Annotated in this window: 9 protein-coding genes; 5 read left to right on the forward strand and 4 right to left on the reverse strand. The window is 70.3% G+C overall.

Annotated features, from left to right (window positions below):
• Positions 1-84: 84 nt before the first annotated feature.
• Positions 85-870: a DeoR/GlpR family DNA-binding transcription regulator gene (locus tag V6U81_RS02655; RefSeq protein ID WP_334484313.1), complete on the reverse strand. Its 786-nt coding sequence runs from the start codon at positions 868-870 to the stop codon at positions 85-87.
• A 199-nt stretch (positions 871-1,069) separates the two neighbouring features.
• Here V6U81_RS02655 and V6U81_RS02660 point away from each other — a divergent pair, with 199 nt between their 5' ends.
• The 3 genes from V6U81_RS02660 to nagA are packed head-to-tail and all read left to right on the forward strand — an operon-like array spanning position 1,070 to position 4,037.
• Complete coding sequence (locus V6U81_RS02660; protein ID WP_334483838.1) at positions 1,070-1,999, forward strand: SIS domain-containing protein; 930 nt, start codon at positions 1,070-1,072, stop codon at positions 1,997-1,999.
• Positions 1,996-2,928, forward strand: a complete 933-nt coding sequence (locus tag V6U81_RS02665; RefSeq protein ID WP_334483841.1) for an ROK family protein — start codon at positions 1,996-1,998, stop codon at positions 2,926-2,928. The genes V6U81_RS02660 and V6U81_RS02665 overlap by 4 nt, the downstream gene beginning before the upstream one ends.
• A complete protein-coding gene (gene nagA, locus V6U81_RS02670) occupies positions 2,928-4,037 on the forward strand; it encodes an N-acetylglucosamine-6-phosphate deacetylase (protein ID WP_334483844.1) in 1,110 nt (369 codons plus the stop codon). Before V6U81_RS02665 ends, nagA begins: the two co-directional genes overlap by 1 nt.
• Before the next feature lie 332 nt (positions 4,038-4,369).
• Here nagA and V6U81_RS02675 read toward each other — a convergent pair whose 3' ends face one another.
• On the reverse strand, positions 4,370-5,581 hold the full coding sequence (locus V6U81_RS02675) for a DUF4032 domain-containing protein (protein WP_420883956.1): 1,212 nt from the start codon (positions 5,579-5,581) through the stop codon (positions 4,370-4,372).
• A 110-nt stretch (positions 5,582-5,691) separates the two neighbouring features.
• On the opposite strand from V6U81_RS02675, the gene V6U81_RS02680 reads away from it, so the two are divergent.
• Both V6U81_RS02680 and V6U81_RS02685 read left to right on the forward strand, forming a co-directional pair.
• On the forward strand, positions 5,692-6,459 hold the full coding sequence (locus tag V6U81_RS02680; protein WP_334483848.1) for a phosphatase PAP2 family protein: 768 nt from the start codon (positions 5,692-5,694) through the stop codon (positions 6,457-6,459).
• 11 nt (positions 6,460-6,470) lie between these two features.
• Positions 6,471-7,742 carry an APC family permease gene (locus V6U81_RS02685; RefSeq protein ID WP_334483850.1) on the forward strand — a complete coding sequence of 424 codons (1,272 nt, stop codon included), beginning with the start codon at positions 6,471-6,473 and terminating at the stop codon, positions 7,740-7,742.
• Positions 7,743-7,978: 236 nt separating this feature from the next.
• On the opposite strand, the gene V6U81_RS02690 is transcribed toward V6U81_RS02685, so the two are convergent.
• Complete coding sequence (locus tag V6U81_RS02690; RefSeq protein WP_334483852.1) at positions 7,979-8,500, reverse strand: hypothetical protein; 522 nt, start codon at positions 8,498-8,500, stop codon at positions 7,979-7,981.
• 143 nt (positions 8,501-8,643) lie between these two features.
• The gene (locus tag V6U81_RS02695) at positions 8,644-20,241 is read right to left on the reverse strand and encodes a LamG-like jellyroll fold domain-containing protein (protein ID WP_334483854.1); all 11,598 of its coding nucleotides are present in this window, start codon (positions 20,239-20,241) and stop codon (positions 8,644-8,646) included.
• Positions 20,242-20,247: the final 6 nt, after the last annotated feature.

The following is a 20,247-nucleotide window of genomic DNA, read 5'->3' on the forward strand; positions in this document are numbered from 1 at the left end:
TCACCATACTCGGTATACCTCGCGAGGCAATACCCGGTATGCAGCGGCGCGTCGATCGCTACCGTCGGTAGAGGAACGAGTCACTCAGGCGCAGATGACGTGCACCCCGGCGTCCCGGAAGGCCTCGACCACCTCGGGCGCCGCGCCGGAGTCGGTCACCAGGGTCTCCACCCGGTCCACCGGGCAGATCCGGGCGAAGGCGTGCCCGCCCAACTTGGACGAGTCCGCGATGATCACCACCCGCTTGGCCCGGGCCACCATGAGGTTGTTCATCGCCGCCTCGCCCTCGTGGTGGGCGGCGGCGCCGAGCTGCGGATCGACCGCGTCCACGCCGAGCAGGGCGATGTCCAGGGTGACCTCGCGCAGCAGCGCCCCGCCCAGCGGGCCGACCAGCTCGAAGGACTTCGGTCGGACCACCCCGCCGGCCACCACCACCTTCATCCGCGAGCGGACCAGCAGCTCGTTGGCGATGTTCAGGGCGTTGGTGACCACGGTGAGCTGCGCACCCTCGGCGCTGGTGTTGAGGTCGGGCCGGACGGCGAGCGCGCGGGCCACCTCGGTGCTGGTGGTGCCGCCGTTGAGGCCGACCACCGTGCCGGGCGTGACCAGGGCGGCGGCGGCCGCGCCGATCCGCTGCTTCTCGGCGGAGTGCTTCGCGGTCTTGTAGCGCAACGGCAGGTCGTACGAGACGCCGTTGGCGACCGCGCCGCCCCGGGTCCGTGTGATCATCTGCTGCTGGGCGAGCTGGTCGAAGTCACGGCGGATGGTGGCCTGGGAGACGTCGAGCCGCCCGGCCGCCTCCTCGACGCTGACCCGGCCACTGTCGGTCAGCATCTCGAGCAGAGCGTTCCATCTGGCGTACCGGTCCACCGCGGGGGCCTCCGTTGACACTGCACGAAAGGTGATTGATTGCGTGCACAGTAGTGCGCGAAACTACGAGTGCGCAAAACTTGTGTTTGCGCGAACCCGGGAGCTGGTTGCCAGGGCTACCCACGTTCGCGCAGAATGACGCGCGAAAGACGGCCGTAATGAGCCGTAATGCGCACCGCCGCCTGTGCGAGGAGCCCTGATGCCGTACGTCGACGCGGAGATCGCGAGCCAGCCCGACTGCTGGCGGGAGGCGGCGGTACTGGCCCGGGCCGTCACCGCCGATCTGCCCCGCCCCGGCGAGCGCGTCGCCGTCGTCGGTTGCGGCACGTCGTGGTTCATGGCGATGGCGTACGCGGGGCTGCGCGAGCAGCTCGGCCAGGGCGAGACCGACGCCTTCCAGGCCAGCGAGTTCCCCCTCGGTCGCCGCTACGACCGGGTGATCGCGATCACCCGCTCCGGCACCACCACCGAGGTGCTCGACCTGCTCGCCGCGCTGCGCGGCCGGACCACGACCACGGTGCTCGTCGGCGACCCGGCCGCGCCGGCCGCCACGCTGGCCGACGCGGCGGTCACGATGCCCTTCGCCGACGAGCGGTCGGTGGTGCAGACCCGCTTCGCCACCACCTCGCTGGCGCTGCTCCGCGCCCACCTGGGCGACAACGTCGAGGCGCTCGCCGCCGACGCGGAGGTGGCCGTCCGGGCACCGCTGCCGATCGACCCGGCCCGGATCGAGCAGGCCACCTTCCTCGGCCGCGGCTGGACCGTCGGGCTGGCCCAGGAGGCGGCGCTGAAGTGTCGCGAGGCGGCCACCTTCTGGGCCGAGGCGTACCCGGCGATGGACTACCGGCACGGCCCCATCTCGGTCGCCGCCCCGGGCCGGCTGGTCTGGGCGTTCGGCGCGCTCCCCGAGGGCCTGCCGGAGGACGTGGCGGCCACCGGGGCCGCCTTCGTGCACAGCCGGCACCACGGCCGCCGGGCCGTGCTGGGCAGCTGGGCGGCGGGGCGTACCCCGGTCGACCCGATGGCCGACCTGATCCTGGCCCAGCGCTTCGCGGTGGCGCTCGCCACCAGCCGCGGCCTCGACCCGGACGCCCCCCGACACCTGACCCGGTCCGTGGTTCTCGCATGATCGACGGCTCCGCCACCGACCGCCGGGTGGTGGTGGCGCTGGACGTCGGCGGCACCGGGATGAAGTGCGCCCTGGTCAGCCCGGACGGCCGCGTCGTGCACGCCGAGCGGCACCCCACCGACGCCGACCGCGGCCCGGACGCGGTGGTCGGCACGATCCTCGACGTCGCCGAGGGGCTGGCCGGCAAGGCCCGCGCCGACGGGCTCACCCCGGTCGCCTGCGGCATCGCCGTGCCCGGGGTGATCGACGAGGCCGCCGGGGTGGCGCTCTGGTCGGCGAACGTCGGCTTCCGGGACGTACCGCTGCGGGCTCTGGCGCAGGCGCGGCTCGGCCTGCCGACGGCGCTCGGCCACGACGTCCGCGCGGGTGGTCTCGCCGAGGCCCGGCTCGGCGCGGGCCGGGACACCGGGCACGTCCTCTTCGTCGCGATCGGCACCGGCATCGCGGGCGCGCACGTGGTCGGCGGGTCCGCCGCCACCGGCGCGCACGGCGCCGCCGGGGAGATCGGCCACATCCTGGTACGTCCCGGCGGCCCGCGCTGCGGCTGCGGCCGCCCCGGCTGCCTGGAGGCGGTGGCCTCGGCCTCCGCGATCGCCCGCCGCTACGCCCAGCTCGCCGAGCCCGTGACGGCGGCCGACGTGGCCCGGCGGGCGGCGGCCGGCGAGGAGCTGGCGCTGCGAATCTGGCGGGAGGCCGTCGAGGCGCTGGCCGACGGGTTGGCCACCGGCCAGGCGCTCTTCGACGTGGAGACCATCGTGGTCGGTGGCGGCCTGGCCCGGGCCGGCGGCCAGCTGCTCGACCCGCTGCGCGCCGCCCTGCACGAGCGGATGACGTTCCACCGGGAGCCGCGCCTGGTCGCGGCGGCCCTGGGCGACGAGGCAGGCTGCCTCGGCGCCGCCCTGCTCGCCCTCGACAGTCTGGAGAAGTAATGGCCCTGCGGGTGAACGGCAAGGTGGTGACCCCGACCGGCGTGGTCCGCCAGGGGTGCGTCGAGATCGACGGCGACCGGATCAGGGCCGTGGCCGAGTACCCGTCGGTGCGCGACGGGCACTGGATCGTGCCCGGTTTTGTGGACATGCACACCCACGGCGGCGGCGGGCACACCTTCACCACCGGCGACGCCGGCTCCGCCCGCGAGGCAGCCGCGTTCCACCTGCGACACGGCACCACCACCCTGCTGGCCAGCCTGGTCAGCTCCCCGTTCGCGCTGATGCGGGCGGCGACCGAGGCGTTCGCCCCGCTGGTCCGCGAGGGCGTGCTGGCCGGCGTCCACTTCGAAGGGCCGTACCTGTCGGCGGCCCGCTGCGGCGCGCAGAACCCCGAGTTCCTCCGCGACCCGTCCACCGACGAGCTGGCCGAGCTGATCGAGCGGGGCGCGGGCGCGGTCCGGATGGTCACCCTGGCACCGGAACGGGACGGCGCGCTGGCGGCGATCAAGCTGCTCACCTCGCACGGCGTGGTCGCCGCGGTCGGCCACACCGACGCCACCTACGACGAGACCCGGGCCGCGGTGGCGGCCGGCGCGAGCGTCGCCACCCACCTGTTCAACGGCATGCGCCCGGTGCACCACCGCGAGCCCGGCCCGGTGGTGGCGCTGCTGGACGCCCCGAACGTGGTCTGCGAGCTGGTCGCCGACGGGGTGCACCTGCACGGCGGGATGCTCACCTTCGCCACCTCGGTCGCCGGCCCGGAGCGGGCCGCGCTGATCACCGACGCGATGGCCGCCGCCGGCATGCCTGACGGGTCGTACGAGCTGGGCGGTCAGGCGGTCACCGTCACCGACGGGGAGGCCCGGCTGGCCTCCGACGGCGCGATCGCCGGCAGCACGCTGACCATGGACGCCGCGCTGCGGCACGCGGTGGCCGCCGGCATCCCGATGGCCGACGCGGTACGCATGGTCTCGACCACCCCGGCCCGGGCGATCGGCCTCGGCGACAAGACGGGCGCCCTCCAGGTGGGCCTCCGCGCCGACCTGGTGGTGCTGGACGACGATCTGAACGTGGTCCGGGTGATGCGCGCCGGCGCCTGGCAGGAGTGACCCGCCAGCCGGGCGTGGCTTGCCGGGTGGGCGTGGCCTGGGGCGGCGGACTGCCGCTGCACGCGGACCGCCCGGGACGCCCCCAGGCCCTGGGCCCCCTAGAGACGCTACAAACTTGATGACGTGAACGAATCAGGCTTCCGGCCCCGAGGTGTGCCCCGCCCTGGCGCCCGCACTGCCACGTCGGCGATTCGTTGACGTCATCAAGTCTGTAGCGTGCCGCACCCGACCAGGCCGCCGGGCCGGCGTGCCGGTCGGGCACCGCGTCCGACGCCGGAAGGACCCGAACGGCAGGTTGCGGTCAGTCACCGAGCGAGGCCGACCTCCGCGGATCAGGTGATGGCCGGGACCTCGACGCCGAGCACGGCCTGCTCGTCGGGGCGGTGCACCAACACGTCGGCCAGGTACGACTGCACGGCCGGCCCCATCCCGACGTCCCGACCGGCCCGTTCGGAGAGCAGCCACTTGTGCTCGATGATCTGGGCGAAGAGCTCCTGCGGCTCGAGCTTGTGGCGCAGGTGCGCGGGCACCGCCCGGACCACCGGCTCGAAGACCTCCGTCAGCCAGCGGTGCGCCGCCTGCTGCTCGTCGGTCAGGTCGCTCTCCACCCGGTACGCGTCCAGGTCGTTGAGGAGCCGCCGGGCCTGGTTCTCCTCGGCGTCCAGGCCGGTCAGGCGGAGCAGCCGCCGGGTGTGGTAGCCGGCGTCCACCACCTTCGGGCGGACCAGGTAGCGGCCGTTGTCGACGGTCGACAGGGCCACCTCGGCGACGTCGAAGCCCAACTCGTTGAGGCGGCGGATCCGCCCCTCGATGTCGTGCCGGGCCTCCCGCTCGACCTGCTGCTCGTAGGTGATCTCGTGCCAGAGCCGCTCGTAGCGCTGCACGACCTCCTCGCAGACCACCTCCGGGTCGATGGACTCGTGCAGCAGCCCGGCGGCCTGGAGGTCCAGCGCCTCGCCGAAGATGTTCACCCGGGCGATCTCCAGGTCCTCGCCGCGCTGGCCGTTGGAGAGGGAGCTGTGCAGGGCGCCGGTCTCGGCGTCGACCAGGTAGGCGGCGAACGCTCCGGCGTCCCGGCGGAACAGCGTGTTCGACAGCGAGCAGTCGCCCCAGAAGAAGCCGGTCAGGTGCATCCGGACGATCAGGGCGGCGAGCGCGTCGAGCAGCCGGCTCATCGTCTCCGGCCGCAGGGTGTGCGAGAAGAGCGCCCGGTAGGGCAGCGAGAACTGCAGGTGCCGGGTGATCAGCACCGACTCGAGCGGTTCCCCGTCCTCGGTCTGCCGGTCGGCGACGATCGCCACCGCCTCGACCGACGGGAAGTCGATCCGCTCCAGGGCCCGGAGCAGGTCGTACTCCCGTTCGGCGATCCGCTCGCGGGTCTCCTTGAACGCGTACACGTAGTCGCCGAGCCGGACGAACCGGACGATGTGCCGGGAGATGCCCTGTGGCAGCGCCACCAGGTGGTGCGCAGGCCACTGCTCCAGCGGGGTCGACCAGGGAAGGTCGAGCAGCGCCGGGTCGACGAGGGCCGAGGTGATCCGCACGCGGACAAGTGTGACGGGTGCCCCCGCTGAGCGCTTCCCTTCGTGGCTCGGCACACATCGACCCCGGCCGCGGCACCCCGGCGTGCGGGGGCGGCCGGTAGCGTGACCGGGTGCGGGAAACCTCGACGGTACGCCACGGGCTGCGGCTGAACCCGGTACGCCCGGCCGGCTGGTGGTGGGACGCGGTGCTGCTCGCCGCACTGGTCGGCCTGACCGTCGCGCTCGCCACCGGCCACCTCTTCGGGCTGGACCGGGCGGTTGCCGACTGGTCCGCCGACCACCGGCCGACGGCGGCGTACTGGGTGGCCCGGATCTTGAACTTCCTCGGCCAGGGCACCCCGCTGACGCTCCTCGCCGCCGGGTTGGGCGTGCTGGTGGCGGTCCGGCTCCGCTCGGTCCGGCCGGTGCTGCCCCCGGTGGTCGCCTTCGTGCTCACCTACCTGACCATCGGCCCGCTGAAGGTCTGGACCGCCCGGCCGGCGCCCAGCGCCAGCGTCCGGGAGCCCTTCCTGGCGCCCGAGCGAACCCTGCCGCTGTTCCAGCACGACCTGCCGGTGGGGTACGCCCAGTCGTACCCGTCGGGGCACGTGGCCAACGCGATCGTCTGGTACGGCGTGCTGGCGCTGCTGCTCGTCCCGCTGCTGCGTACCGTCGGCCGGGCCCTGCCGCCCCGACTGGTCACCGTGGTCCGGGTGGTGCCGCCGCTGGTGGTCCTCTGCACCACCACGTACCTGGGCTGGCACTGGCTGACCGACTCGGTGGCCGGGCTGCTGCTCGGCCTGCTGCTGGACCGGCTGCTGCACCGGGTGCCCTGGGACGACCTCCCGTTGCCGCGCCGGTTGCGCGACTGGGACCGGCCGTTCACCTCGTACCCCTAGGGTCTGTGCTCGTGGATCGACTCGCACGACGGTTGGGCGTACCCGACGCGGTGGTCATCGGGTTGGGATCGATGCTCGGCGCGGGCGTCTTCGTGGTCTTCGCCCCGGCCGCGGCGGCGGCCGACGGCGCCGGGCTGCTGGTCGCGCTGGCGCTGGCCGGCTTCATCGCCTTCTGCAACGCCACCAGCTCGGCCCGACTGGCGGCCCGCTACCCGGAGTCCGGCGGCACCTACGTGTACGGGCGGGAGCGGCTCGGCCCGTTCGCCGGGTTCCTGGCCGGCTGGGGGTTCGTGGTCGGCAAGACGGCCAGCTGCGCGGCGATGGCGCTGACCATCGGCGCGTACCTCTGGCCCGGGCAGGCCCGGCTGGTCGCGGTCGGCGCGGTGCTCGCGGTGACCGCGGTGAACCTGCGCGGCATCGCCAAGACGGCCGCCGCGACGCGGGTCCTGGTGTTCGTGGTGCTCGCGGTGCTGGCCCTGGTGGCGGTGACCGGGGCGACGGCCGGAGACCTCCGGGTCGACCGGCTCGCCGAGTACGGCGGCGCGACCCGGGGTGTGCTCACCGCCGCCGGGCTGCTCTTCTTCGCCTTCGCCGGGTACGCCCGGATCGCCACCCTCGGCGAGGAGGTCCGCGATCCGGAACGGACCATCCCCCGCGCGGTGCCGCTGGCCCTCGGCGTGGTGCTCGTCGTCTACCTGGTCCTCGCCGTGGTCGCGGTCGGCGTGCTCGGGGCCGACCGGCTGGCCGACTCCGCCGCGCCCCTGGCCGACGTGGTGACCGCCGCCGGCCTGCCCGGCCTGGCCTGGGTGGTCCGGGCCGGGGCGACCGTCGCGGTGACCGGGGTGCTGCTCTCTCTGGTCGCCGGGGTGGGCCGGACGCTGCTGGCGATGGCCCGCCGGCGGGACGTGCCGGGTGGGCTGGCCGCCGTGCACCCCACCCGCCAGGTGCCGCACCGGGCCGAGCTGGCGGTGGCCGCCGTGGTGATCGTGGTGGTCGCGCTCGGCGACGTGCGCGGGGCGATCGGCTTCTCCAGCTGCACGGTGCTGGTCTATTACGCGATCACCAACGCGTCGGCGCTGACCCTGGGCCGGGACCCGGCGCGGAAGCTGCCGGTGCAGGTGCTGGCCGCGCTGGGGCTGGTCGGCTGCCTGGTGCTCGCGGTCAACCTGCCGTTGGCCAGCGTGCTCGCCGGGTTCGGGGTGCTCGCCCTCGGCGGCCTCTGGTACGCCCTGAAGTCTCGGCTTACTCCGTCGCGCGCCGGTGGCCGGTCCCCGCGTAGGTGAGCCAGACCGTGCGGCGCTCGTCGTCGATCAGGTACCAGATGCGTCCGCCACCGGTCACCTCGTGGACATCGGTACGAGATCACTGACGTCGTTGTAGAGGTCCTAACCTGTGCCTCACGAACCGCTGATGGCCACAGACTGGGTCGCCCTAGTCAATTTCCGGGAGGATCGCCGGATCAGCGCCGGGTGTTAGATGCGGCCTGGCGGCCACCGCGGGGATGGCCGCCGCCGCAACGTCAAACGGTAGGGATCTTGTCAAGCTTGTGGTAAGCGATCTGACTCTCAACACAGGCAGTCAGCTCAGCATGGTTCTTTGCCTTTCCAGCCAACTCAGTCAGCCATTCCTGGCGGCTCGACCAATTCAGAGGAAGGCGAGCGGACGGCCAGTTGGCGGAAACTTCTTCCACAATGGCCAGACTTCGTTCGGCAAGTTTCGGAAGCCCTGCCGCCGCAGGTAACAGAACGCAGTCTTCCGCCTCATTAACAGCCGGAGGATGGCCAAGCTCCATTTGCCTTCGGACATATCCCTGATAGACGGAAACTACATCTTCCAACGCTGGCGGCTCAGCCAAGGACAACCAACTCTGTTCCCTGAGCCGGTCAGCTGCCTGACGGAAAACCTCGCCGTGCTCATCGAATCCCACACTCTCCTGCACACCACTGGCACCCGACAGACGTTGCCCGAGCGTCATCGTTACGACAGGAAATTTCCGGGTCAAGGCATGCACGTGAGCGGTTGGGAAGTAGCGGTCACCCACACTAGAACGGTCCAGGGTTACTCCTTGAACCACGGGGCCGATCCGGCGGAGCAAACGAAGGGGCCGCCACTGAGAGAAGCCAGGGTAAACGGCAGCCCAGTCAGATGTCACGCGCTTCGCAGATGCCGCACTCGCCGCCTTACTCACGGATTCACCTCAATTGTGAGCCAAGCCCCGGGAACATTATCCGCATTCTTGTCCGCTTGGGATTTGCCAATACCGCGTCCGGGGTTTTTTACGAACTTGTAGTCGTAAATGATACCACTGGCAGGGTCGTACACATCCGGACGGGCGCTGCCTGCGGTGCCGCGTGGAACCGGCGCGCCGGCCAGGTAGCTTTGCTCGGTAACCAACCCACGATTGCCGTAAATCCCCTGGTAGCGCTGGAGCAACTGGTCCGCGTAGGCGTGCTTCTTGGTGCCTGCGACCGCGCCGGACCCACCGACCTTCCGCTCTGCTCGCGTCGCAATGGCCTGAATCAGCTCGGCATCCGAAGGGTTGGTGGAGCCATTGCAGCTGCACGCATTGCCGTTAGGCGCGGTACCCCCGCCACAATTGTGCACAAGTACCGGGTCGTTGTCGGCATACACGTAGTAGGTGTGAATGTCGGCAACGGTCAGGTCGCGCATCTCCCTGGAGCCGCGCTCATTGACTACTCCAGCAACGGTGACCGCGCCCTTACCGCGAACCGACAGCCTGGTTCCCGGCTTGAGATCCTTGGCGTCAACCCACTTGCGGTTCGACGCGTCCCAGAACGGGTGATGCTGCGTGGTCTTGATCGTCGAGATCTTTCCGTCGCCGTTGCGGACGATCAGATCTGTCAGGTCCTTGTCGGTGTTGCGGTGCAGCTGGGTGACCTGCTTCGGCTCCGACTTGCCAGTCTTGGCGTCGGTGGCCATCACCTTGTCGCCGACGTTGACGTCCGCGATCGGCCGCTTCGAACCGTCGGCCATCAGCACCTTGGTCTTCGGGTCGAAGCTGTGCCGGCGAGGCCGGTTCCGGTCATCGGTAGAACACGCCCCCCCGCCGCCAACCCCCTTGATCAGGTTCAGGCCCGGGATCATGTTCTCCACGGCGGCCCGCGGGTTGTACCGGCCCGAGGTGACGAGCTGGTCGACGCCATCCTCGACGGTGTTCTCCGCCGCCTCGGTGGCGAGCCGGCCGGCCAGGCCGGTGCCGACCTTCTTGGCGACGATCGCGCCGACCCGGCTGGCCAGGGCGCCACCGGCGCCGCCGACCAGACCGGTCACCGCGCCGGTACCGAGCGAGCCCAGGGCGTCACCGATGCTGTGGATGTCACCCTGCGCGGCGTCCTTGGCCAGGTTGATCAGGGCGGCGGTACCGGCCATGCAGGCAATGGCACCGGCACCGGCGGTGAGCGCGGTGCAGGCCATGCCGGCGAGGATCGCCCCGCCGATCGCGGCCACCTCGATCAGGACGTCCTTGTGCTCCTTGACCCACTTCTTGGTCGCGTTCGCGGCATCCTTGACGTGGCTGACCGCCTTCTTGACGGCCCGGTGGGCCTTTGCCGCGATCTTCTTACCGGCCTGCTTGGCCTTGTTGTACAGGTGTTTCGCGCGTTTCTTCGCCGCGGCGATCTTTTTCGAGACGTATTTGCGGCCCTGGTCGATCTTCTTCTTCACGTACCGCTTGGCCTGGTGGTACTTCTTCTTGGCGTAGCGCTTGACCTGGTTGTACTTCCGTTTGACCTGGTGGTAGCGCTTCTTCACCGCCGCCTTGGCCCGGTGGTACGTCTTCTTCACCGCGCTCTTGGCCGCCTGGTACCGGGTGTTGACGTACGAGGAGGCGTAGGAGTAGTAGCTCGACGTGTACGAGGAGGCGTACGAGTACGCCGACGACACGGTCGAACGGACCGAACTGACCGCGCTGGAGACGGACTTCTTGAAGCTGTTCCAGCCCCAGTGACCGGTCGGGTCGGTGACGGTCAGCGGGTTGGCGTCGCCGTACTGGTAGCGGTTCGCGTTGATCGAGTCCGGCACCGGGCTGTTGTTGGCGGTGTCCCGGGTGTCGAACTGGCCGGTGTCGGTGTTGTACCAGCGGGCGTGCATGTTGACCCGCGAGGTGAGCGCGTCGGTCCACTCCGACTGGTAGCCCAGCGAGCCGAGCAGGCCGCTGGTGTTGACCACCTTGCCGAGCGGGTCGTAGGTCATCGAGCCGTCCAGCGCCGCCCCGGTGGCTGTGAACTGCCCGACCACGTCGGTGTGCAGGTCCGTCCAGACCATCCGCTGGGTGCCGCCGGCGGCGGCGCCGACCACCTCGCCGGAGGGGCCCCGCACGTAGGTCGCGGCGCCGTCGCCGGCCAGGTCGTTGCCGAGACCGGTGTACGAGAAGTTGGGGCGGATCGCCCGACCCAGACCGTCGTACGTGTAGGTCTGCGTGCCCCCGCCGGCCTGCTGCGACACCACCTGGCCGAACGCGTCGGTGTTGGTGGTGTTGCCGCCGGCCGTCGCGAGCGTGCCACGGGCGGTGTAGGTGTAGCTGACCCCGTCCGCGGTCTGGAGCCGGTTGCGCTGGTCGTACGTGAACAGCTTCGAGCCGTTCTGCACGCGGTTGCCGGACTTGTCGTAGGCGTACACCGTGGTGGCGGCGCCGTTGTTCCACGACGTCAGCCGGTCGGCCAGGTCGTAGGTGTAGGTGTTGGCCGTCGAGCCTGCGAAGCCCGTGGTGGTCTTCGAGGTGATGTTGCTGTTGGCGTCCCAGCCGTAGGTGATCTTCGCCAGCGAGGTACCGGTCGACGACTTCAGCTCGTCGCCGGTGAGCCGGCGCAGCGGGTCGAAGGTGAAGTTACGGGTGTTCCCGTTCGTCCCGTAGGTGATCTTGTTGACCTGGGAGAGCGTGTTGTAGGTGTACGCCATCTGCACGCCCGCAGTCGGGTTGTCCAGCTTCGAGAGCCGGCCCGCCTGGTCGTACTGGTACGACGTGGCACCGGCGGCGTCCTGGCGGGAGGCCAGCCGGCCGTCCGGGTCGTAACCGAACGACGAGTCACCCGACGGGCCGCTCACCGACAACGGCAGACCACGGTCGTCGTAGCTGATCGTGTTCGTGCCGCCCGAGCCGGACAGCGAGGTCATCCGGCCGGCCACGTCGTAGTCGAAGACCCGGTCCTCGGTGGCCGCCTCGGCGCCCGTGCCACTCTGCCGGATCAGCCGACCCATGTCGTCGTACGCGTTGGTGACCGACACGCCACCGGGCAGCAACTGCGTCGACGGCCGGCCGCCCTGGTCGTAGACGATGGTGAAGGTCCGGTCCGCGGCGTCCGGGTGGGCCGCCGTGGCCGGCTCGATCTGCGACTCCGGCAACCCCCATGTGTTGTACGTGGTGTAGAAGGCGTTGCCCCGACCGTCGGTGAACCGGGTGCGGTTGCCCTCCAGGTCGTAGCCGAACGTGGTCTGGATCGAGTCCGACCCGGAGATCGGCTGGATCTCCTTGGTCAGCGCGCCCGTCGCGTCGTACTCCATGGTGGTGGTGGTGCCGCGGGCGTCCGTGGTCGCCACCATGTTGCTTGCCCGGTCGTACTTCGCCGACTGCGACGACAGCAGCGTGCCGGTCGGGCTGTACTCGGCCGTGCCGGTCGCCCGGTCCGCCATGTCGTAGGCGACCGTGGCGTACGAGTTGTCCGGGCGGATGCTCTTGGTCGTCCGGCCCTCGCTGTCGTACTCGTAGCGGGTGGTGTTCCCGGCACCGTCCACGACCGCGACCGGCTCGCCCGCCTTGTTGTAGCTGGTCGAGCTGGCCACCCCGGCGGCCGAGGTGACGGTGGTCTTCTGGTCGGCGGCGGTGTCGTCGTACGTGTACCTGGTGGTGTAGTTGGTGCTGCTCTGCCGGACCACGTCGGTCGAGGTGAGCGGCCGGCTCAGGTAGTCGTAGGTGCTCGTGGACACCGCGCCGGACGGGTCCTTCGACGAGAGCAGGTTGCCCGCGTCGTCGTAGGTGTACGTGGTCACCCCGTCGTTCGGCGCGGTCTCCTTCGCGAGCCGGCCGAGCTGGTCGTACTCGTAGCGGGTGACCTTGCCCAGCGGGTCGGTCACCGCGGTGACCTGACCGGTCGAGTCGTACGTCTGGGTGCTCTCGGGCACGATCGGGACGCTCGAACCCGGCGGCGTGTAGGCGGGGTCCTTCTGCGACACGACCCGGCCGGCGGCGTCGTAGCCGGTCACCGACCAGTTGCCGTTGGCGTCGCGGACGTCGGTCTGCTCGTCGAAGGTGTTGTACCCCGCGTAGCTGACCGCGTTCGCCAGCGCCGGAAGCTGCCCGGCCTGCTCGACCATCGCCGCCGGCGCGGTGGAGCGCGCCACCCGGCCTTCCTCGTCGTAACCCTGGTAGGTGGTGTTGCCGTTCTCGTCGGTGATCGCGGTCGGCAGGCCGTCCTGGTCGAGCACCTGCGAGGTGCGGATGACCTGCGCGTCCGCGGCCGGCGCGGTACCGGCCTTGACCTGCGAGATCTCGGTCGCCGTCAGCGCCTTCTGGTACATCTGGACATCGCTGATCTTGCCGGCGAAGTGGTTGCCCCGGGAGCCGTTCCACATGCCGGCGCCGATCTCGACCGGACCCGCCGCCGAGAAGGTCCCGCTGATGGTGTCGGTGTCCTCCTCCACGCCGTTGACGTAGAGACGCATCGTCTTCGTCGGCGCGTCGTAGACGCCGACCAGGTGGGTCCAGGTGTTGAGGGCCGGGACACTCGTCGACGTCGCGCCGATAGACACCGCGTCCGCCACGTCGGCGGTCTTCATGACGAACTTCCACTTGCCGGAGTCGTCGTAGCGCAGGTCGAACGGGTTCTGCTGAGTGCCGGTGGCAGCGATCGCCTTGTGCGTCTTGGTGTTGTCGGCCAACGACAGCCAGGCCGCCACGGTGAAGCTGCGGTTGGTGTCCGGGCCGGGCCCGGCGCCGGTGAGCCGGGTGCTCGTGCCGTCGAAGACGGCCGAGCCACCCTGCTCGGTGGACCAGTTCACCACGCCCGCGCCCGTCAGCGGGTTGTTGCCGGCCGAGTCCGCGGCCTTCGTGCCCGAGGTCTCGTTGAGCTTCCACCGCCCGATCGGGGTCAGCGCCGCCGACGGGTACGTCGTCTCGGCGATCGCCCGGCCGGCCTTGTCGTACTGCGCCTCGGAGGTGCCGGTGACGGCGCCGCTCACACCGTCGGTGGAGACCGTGGAGATGACGTTGTCGTCGGTGTCGTAGGTGAGCCTGGTGGTCCGCTTCAACCCGGTCGGGTCGACGACGGTCTCGTAGGCCCGACCTGCGGCGTCGTACTTCGTGCTGGTGGTGCTGCGGCCGTTGTTGCCGACCTCGGTCAGCTCGTTGCCGGCCGCGTCGTAGGTGTGCTCCTCCACCACGAACGTCTTGGTGCCGTCGGTGCGGATGACCTTGGCTTCCAGGCCGTTGTCGGTGTAGGTGAACGAGGTGGTCCAGCCCATCGCGTCGGTCTCCGACGCGAGCCGGCCCGCCGGGTCGTACGACCGCCGGCTGGTGACCAGGTCACGGGGCGCCGAGGGGTTGTTCGGGTCGCCGGTCCAGCCGACCACCGTCGAGGTGAGCAGGTTGCCCTCGGCGTCGTACGTGCTGGTGGTGACCCCGCCGTCCGCCTCGGTCTCCTTGACCACCCGGCCGTACAGGTCGTACTCGAGATTGGTGGTCTCGTTCGTGGCGTTGGTGGTCGCCGTCTCCTGGCCGTACGCGTTGTAGGTGTGCTTCTCGGTGCGCGGCGCGTCACCGCCGGTGGTGTCGCTGACCGTCTGCTCGACGACGTTGCCGTCCAGGTCGTAGCTGGTGTCGGTCTTCGCGGTGTGCACCGCGCCGGTGACCCGGTTGGTCACGCCCGGCTCGGTCTCGCTGGCCGGCCGGCCCAGCTTGTCGAAGGTGCGGGTGGTGGTCAGCCCGGACGGGAAGGTGTCGGTCACCTCGGTCTCGCTGACCGGCTGACCCAGACCGTCGTAGGTGTAGCGGGTGGTTTTGCCGCTCGGCTCGATCACCTCGGCGACGTCACCGCTGGCGTAGTAGACGACCTGCTGGACCTGCCCACCCGGGGTGGTCACGGTCGAGGCCAGGCCGGCCGGGGCGAAGCCACCATCCTTGGCCGCCACGGTGGCGCCGTCGGTGTAGGTGGTACGGGTGACCCGGCCGAGCGGGTCGGTGATGGTGGTCTGGTTGCCCTTGGCGTCGTACTCGTAGCTGGTCTTGTAGGTGTTGTCGGTCTCCGACGCCGACCGGCCGTCCCGCATCGTCAGGATGACGTCGTTGCGCGGGTCCGGCTGGCCACCGATCTTGACCGAGGCGCCGGTGGCCCAGCCGCCGGTGCCGTTGCCCGAGACGAGGTACATGTCGTTGTCGGTCGACTTGCGGTAGACGAAGTCGGCCTTCTTGTCGCCGTCGAAGTCACCCGCGGTGAGCAGGGCGTTCGCCGAACTCCAGCCCGTACCGATCTTGACGGACGTGCCGGTCGCCCAGCCGCCGGTGCCGTTGCCGGCGACCATGTAGAGGTTCTTGTCGGAGGAGTTGCGGTAGACGATGTCGTCCTTGCCGTCACCGTTGAAGTCCCCTGGGGCGGCCAGCAGGTCGGCGTTCTGCCATCCGTTGCCGATCTGCGTCGCAGTGGCGCTGACCCAGCCGCCGGTGCCGTTGCCCTTGAGCATGTACAGGTTGTTGTCGACCGAGCTGCGGAAGATCAGGTCCGGCTTGCCGTCACCGCTGAAGTCGCGGGACATCACCATGAGGTTCGCGGAGCCGACAGCCGGGCCGATCTTCACCGAGCTGCCGGTCGTCCAGCCGCCCGTGCCGTTGCCGGCGAGCAGGTACATGTTGCTGTCGGCCGAGCTGCGCCAGAGGATGTCCGGCTTGCCGTCGCCGTTGAAGTCCTTGCTGCCGACGATCAGGTTGGCACCGGAGATGCTCGTGCCGATCTTCGTCGGGATGCTGGTCAGCCAGCCGCCGGAACCGTTGCTCCGCACCATCTGGATGCTGTTGTCGGTGGCCTCCCGGTAGACGATGTCCGGGTAGCCGTCGCCGTCGAAGTCGTTGAACATCACCGGCAGCTGGGCGGTGGACCAGTCGAGCGGGTCGGCCGAGTTCGCGTAGTAGGTGTAGTAGACCGACGAGCACTTGTTGGCCGACTGGTCCTGGCAGGTGATGACCTGCTTGGTGTTGCCCCGGACGTCCTGCAGCTCCTGCGTCCACACGCCGTTCGGGTCGTAGGTCAGGTTGCCGAAGCCGCCGACGTCGTAACCGAACTTGGTGGTGTTCCCCAGCGCGTCGGTCTGCGCCACCATCCGGTTGCCGTTGACCACGTCGTAGCTGTAGGAGAGCTGCTCACCGGTCGGGCCGGTGACCGTGACCGTGGAGACCGGCATCGCGACGGCCGTCGCCTGCCCGGACACCATGGTCACCGCGACCGGAACGGTCTGCTTCGACGCCTGGAAGTGGGAGCTGACCTGGGCGTCGCTGAGCTGCGTGCGGTAGAACGCCACCTCGGCGATGGAGCCCGGGAAGTACGCCACCCCGCTCGTCGGGGAGGACGGCCACGACCTGGTGTAGCCGGCGCCGATGTAGGCGTTGGCGGCGGTGGTGGTCTCCCCGGCCAGGGCGAGTTGGCCGACGGTCGCCCCGTCGAGGTAGAGCTTCTGGGTGGAGCCGCTGAGGGTGAGTGCGACGTGGTGCCACTTGCCGTCGTTCACCGCCGCCGTGGTGATCGGCGGGTTCGTGGTGTTGCTGCCGCAATAGCACCACTTGCCGCGCAGCTTGCCGTCGATGCCGACGTAGAGCGCGGGCACCCAGTTGCCGGTGAAACCCTGGGTGGCGATGTCCTCCGTCTGGAAGCCGAAGAGCGTGCCACCGGCGGTGCTGCCGGACGGCATCTTGAACCACATCTCGACCGAGTTGGGTCCGGTGGTGGGGATGTCCTCCGCCGGCATCTGCAGGTACGAGGTGGAGCCGTTGAACGAGACGGCCTTGCTGTCGCTGAACGGGCCGGCGACGCCGAGCGTGGCGTTGCTGAAGGTGGCCGTGCCGCCTTCCACCTCGTTGACGGCGTCGGTGACGTCGACCTCGCCCAGCCGCCAGTAGTCGGCCGGCTTCGCACCGAGCACCGAGGCCGCGTAGACGTCGCTGTCACCGGAGACGGTGGGGGTGCCCATCGTCCAGGTGCCGCCGTTCTCGTCCTTGACGCTGGCGACCCGACCGGTGGCCTTGTCGTACGAGATCTCTGCGGTGGCGCCGCCGGAGGGGCGGACCACCTTGCTGAGAACCGGGTGCCCGGTCCGGCCGGCGCTGTTCAGCGCGGCGATCGTGGTGCCGGTCAACGCCTGGTTGAAGAACGCCACGTCGGAGATCGAGCCGGAGAAGTAGTTGGCCACCGCCGGGGAGGCGCCGGTGTTCTTGTGGCTGGGCCACGAGCCGCCGACGAAGCCGGCGCCGATCTGCACGTTCGCCGAGCCGTTGGGGACCTGGGCGATGGTGCCGGCCAGGGTTCCGTGGAGGGTGCCGTCGAGGTAGAGGGACTGCGTGTCACCCGCGCCGGTGAGCACCACGTGGTGCCAGGCGCCGTTGTTCACCACCGAGGTGGATGCCATCGCCTGCGTGGCGTTGCCCTGCCACCACTCACCGTGCAACTTGCCGTCGCTGCCGATGTAGAGCGCGGGCGTGTAGTTGCCGGTCGTGGTGCCCTTGGTGATCGCGTCGCCGTTGTAGCTGAACAGGACGCCGTTGAGGCCGGTGGTCTTGAACCACATGCTGATCGACTGGTACTGGCCGTCGGCGACCAGCTTGCCCGGGAGCTGCACGTACGAGCTGGTCCCGTTGAAGCCGGTGGTGGTGGCGGTCGAGCCGGCCAGGCCGGCCGGCTGACCCAGGGTCACGCCGTTGTAGCGGGCGTTGTCGACACCGGCGTTGCTGAGCACCCGGCTCGCCGCGATGGTCGCGCCGCTCGCCTCGCTCAGCGGCCAGTACGAGTACGGGCCGGCGTTCAGCACCGCGTTGGCGTACTGGGAGGTGGTGTCCGTCTGGTACGTGGTGCAGTTGGCCCAGTCCGTCGGCGGGCAGACCTTGGTCAGCGCGTCGTTGGCACCGTAGGTGTACTGCCAGGTCGCCGAGGTGTCCCAGTCGCCCGCGGTGGCGGGGTCGGTGTAGACCGTCGCGACGTGCGGGGCACTCGACCCGGCCGGGGTCGACCAGGTGACGTACAGCGACCGGCCGGAGGCCGAGGTGAGCTTGGTCAGATTCCCCGAGGCGTCGTAGGAAAAGCTGAGCGAGCGGCCGTTGGCGTCGGTGATCTTGGTGACCTTGTAGACGCCGGTGCCGGCCAGCTGGCTGAAGACGTAGACCGTGCCGTCCTTGTCGGTGAGCGTGTAGCCGGTCACCGCCCCCGTGGTGTCCTTGTTCTCCTTGAACACCGAGTACCGGCCGGAGGTGGAGGTGAAACTCCCGTCGGCGTTGCGCCCCATGGCCACGTCCTGGCCGGTCGGGTAGGTGATGAGCACCGACTGGATGCTGCCCGCCACGTCCTTGACCTGGGTCGCGCGTACGTCCAGCAGGCTGGACCAACCGGTGCCAAAGGCGTTGCTGCGCCGGGTGTCGAGGCTGTTGTAGCTGCGGGTGACCGAGAGCGACGGGCCCACTGTGCTCACGCTGGCGTCGGTGGCCGAGGTGGTGTAGTTGCCGACGCTCGGGTCGTAGCCCTTGCCGGCGTTCTGCGCGAGGTTCGCGGTCAGCAGCGGCTGCGGCACCGACGTGGTGAAGGCGTACGCCGGGGAGACGGCGCTGTACGCGGCCTTGTCGTAGACCTGGACCGTGTAGAGGTAGCTCTTGTTCCAGGTCAACTTGCCCGACGGCACCGTCCAGCTGGGGCCGGTGATCCAGCCCGAGCTGACCACGGTGGCATTGGTCTCGGCGTCGGTGACCACGTAGTTGTAGGTCAGGCCCTTGGCCGGCCAGTTGTCCGAGTCGACGGCGCGGGAGAGCAGCTCGGGGGTGAGCGTCTGCACGACCGCGTTGTTGGCCGGGTAGCGGAGGTTGACCTGCGGCGCGACGTCGTTGGTGTAGGTGAACTCGACGTACGGCTTGTAGGCGCCGGAGGAGAAGTTGGCGGAGGTGAACCGCTTCCAGGCGTACGAGTCGGTCTCCGACGCGGTCAGCGCGAGACCCTCGTTCGCACCGCCGGTCGACCAGTCGTTGAAGGTGTCGACGTTGAGCGGGACGCTGACCCACTTGCCGATGCTGCGGTCGGCGCCGCTGTTGGTGCAGGCCGGGTTGTTGTCGCTGATGGTCAGCGAGCCGATCGACGACGAGATCGTCGGCCCCGGGTAGCTGCCCGCGCTGAGGTCCGCGACGGTCCAGGCCTGGGTGGCCCGGTGCACGTAGAACGGCTTGTGAGTGGCGCAGTCGTACGACCACGTGTGGTAGAGGAACAGCTTCGCCGCGCTGAACCGCTTGCCGACGAAGCCGTTGTTGTCGAAGTCGTCGAGGTGGATGAACGAGCGAGCCTTGGTCGTGCCGCCGTTGTAGGTGCCGACCGGCAGGTTGTCGCCGTTGTTGGTGGTGGTGCTGTCGTTGTCGACGAAGACGTCACCGGTGGTGCCGGTGGTGGCGGTCGGGTCGATCCGCACCGGGTACTGCCGGGCGGGGTCGCGCAGCCAAGCCTGGTCGGCGGTGACCTTCAGCGCGGGAGCGCCGTTGACGGTGAGCAGCTCGAAGGCCACCTTGCCGGACTCGGCCGGGGCGCCGGACTTCGGGTCGACCTTGGAGTCCTGCATGGAGCCGCGCGGGAACCAGGCGACGGCCTTGCCGTCGGCGTTGAGCAGTTCCACCGAGCCCTGGACGGTCAGCCGCGGGGTGAGGCCCTTGAGCCGCAGCGGGAAGACCCAGCTCGACGCCGCGTCGGGCGAGTGCAGGACCAGGGTCTCCTTGACGCCGGCGTCGAAGGCGGTCAGCTCCAGGTCGGTCTGCCCGAGGATGTCGCGGTAGCGGGCGGTCGCGCCGTCCACGGTCGGCACCGTGACGTTGGCGCCCTGGAGCTGGTAGCCGACGCTCTCACCGGTCGGCAGGGTGAGCTGCGCCAGCTCGGGGCCGGTGGTCGCGGTCGCGGCGGGAGCGGTGCTCGGGTCAGCGGCGGGGGCGGCGGTCGGGGCGGCGGCGGCATCCCGGGTGGCCGGCGCGGGGGTGCCGGCCACCGAGACGCCCAGCCGGTTCGCCTTCACGTGCAGCCGACCGTCCGAGCGCCCGGCCAGGTTGGAGTCGATCTTCTGCCAGGTGCCGTCGCTCGCCTGGTAGTTGACCGGGCGGTTGTAGGTCCGCTTGGTGTACGAGCCGTCCGCGTTCTGGAAGACGTCCGAGCGGGCGCTCGACCGGGCGGCGAGCCGCTTGCTGGTCCGCCCGTCGAAGCCCTGCTCGGCCGGGCCGGTGGTTTCCGGCGTCGTCTCGATCTCGTGCGGCCGGTACGAGTCGAGCGTCCCGGCGGCCGGCTTGGGCGCCCGCCCGGCGCCCTGACGCGCGTCGGTCGCGGCGGCCGGGACGTGCGGGTCGACCGTGACCGGCCGGCCCTTCTGCTGCACGGGGAGCCCCAGGAAGGCGGCGGTGGCCGACCAGGCCGGCCGCTGGGCGAACCAGGTCAGCCAGGTCAGCGGGAACTCGCCGCCCGGACGGACCACATCTGCTGGCACCGCGACACTGAGCCCGAAGACCACCGCGATCACGATGGCCAGACGGCGCGCAGAACTGGTGACGGATCGGCGCACGGCCGG

Origin of the sequence: Micromonospora lacuserhaii, from assembly GCF_036902735.1 — a bacterium.
In the GTDB taxonomy this organism is placed as follows: Bacteria; Actinomycetota; Actinomycetes; order Mycobacteriales; family Micromonosporaceae; genus Micromonospora.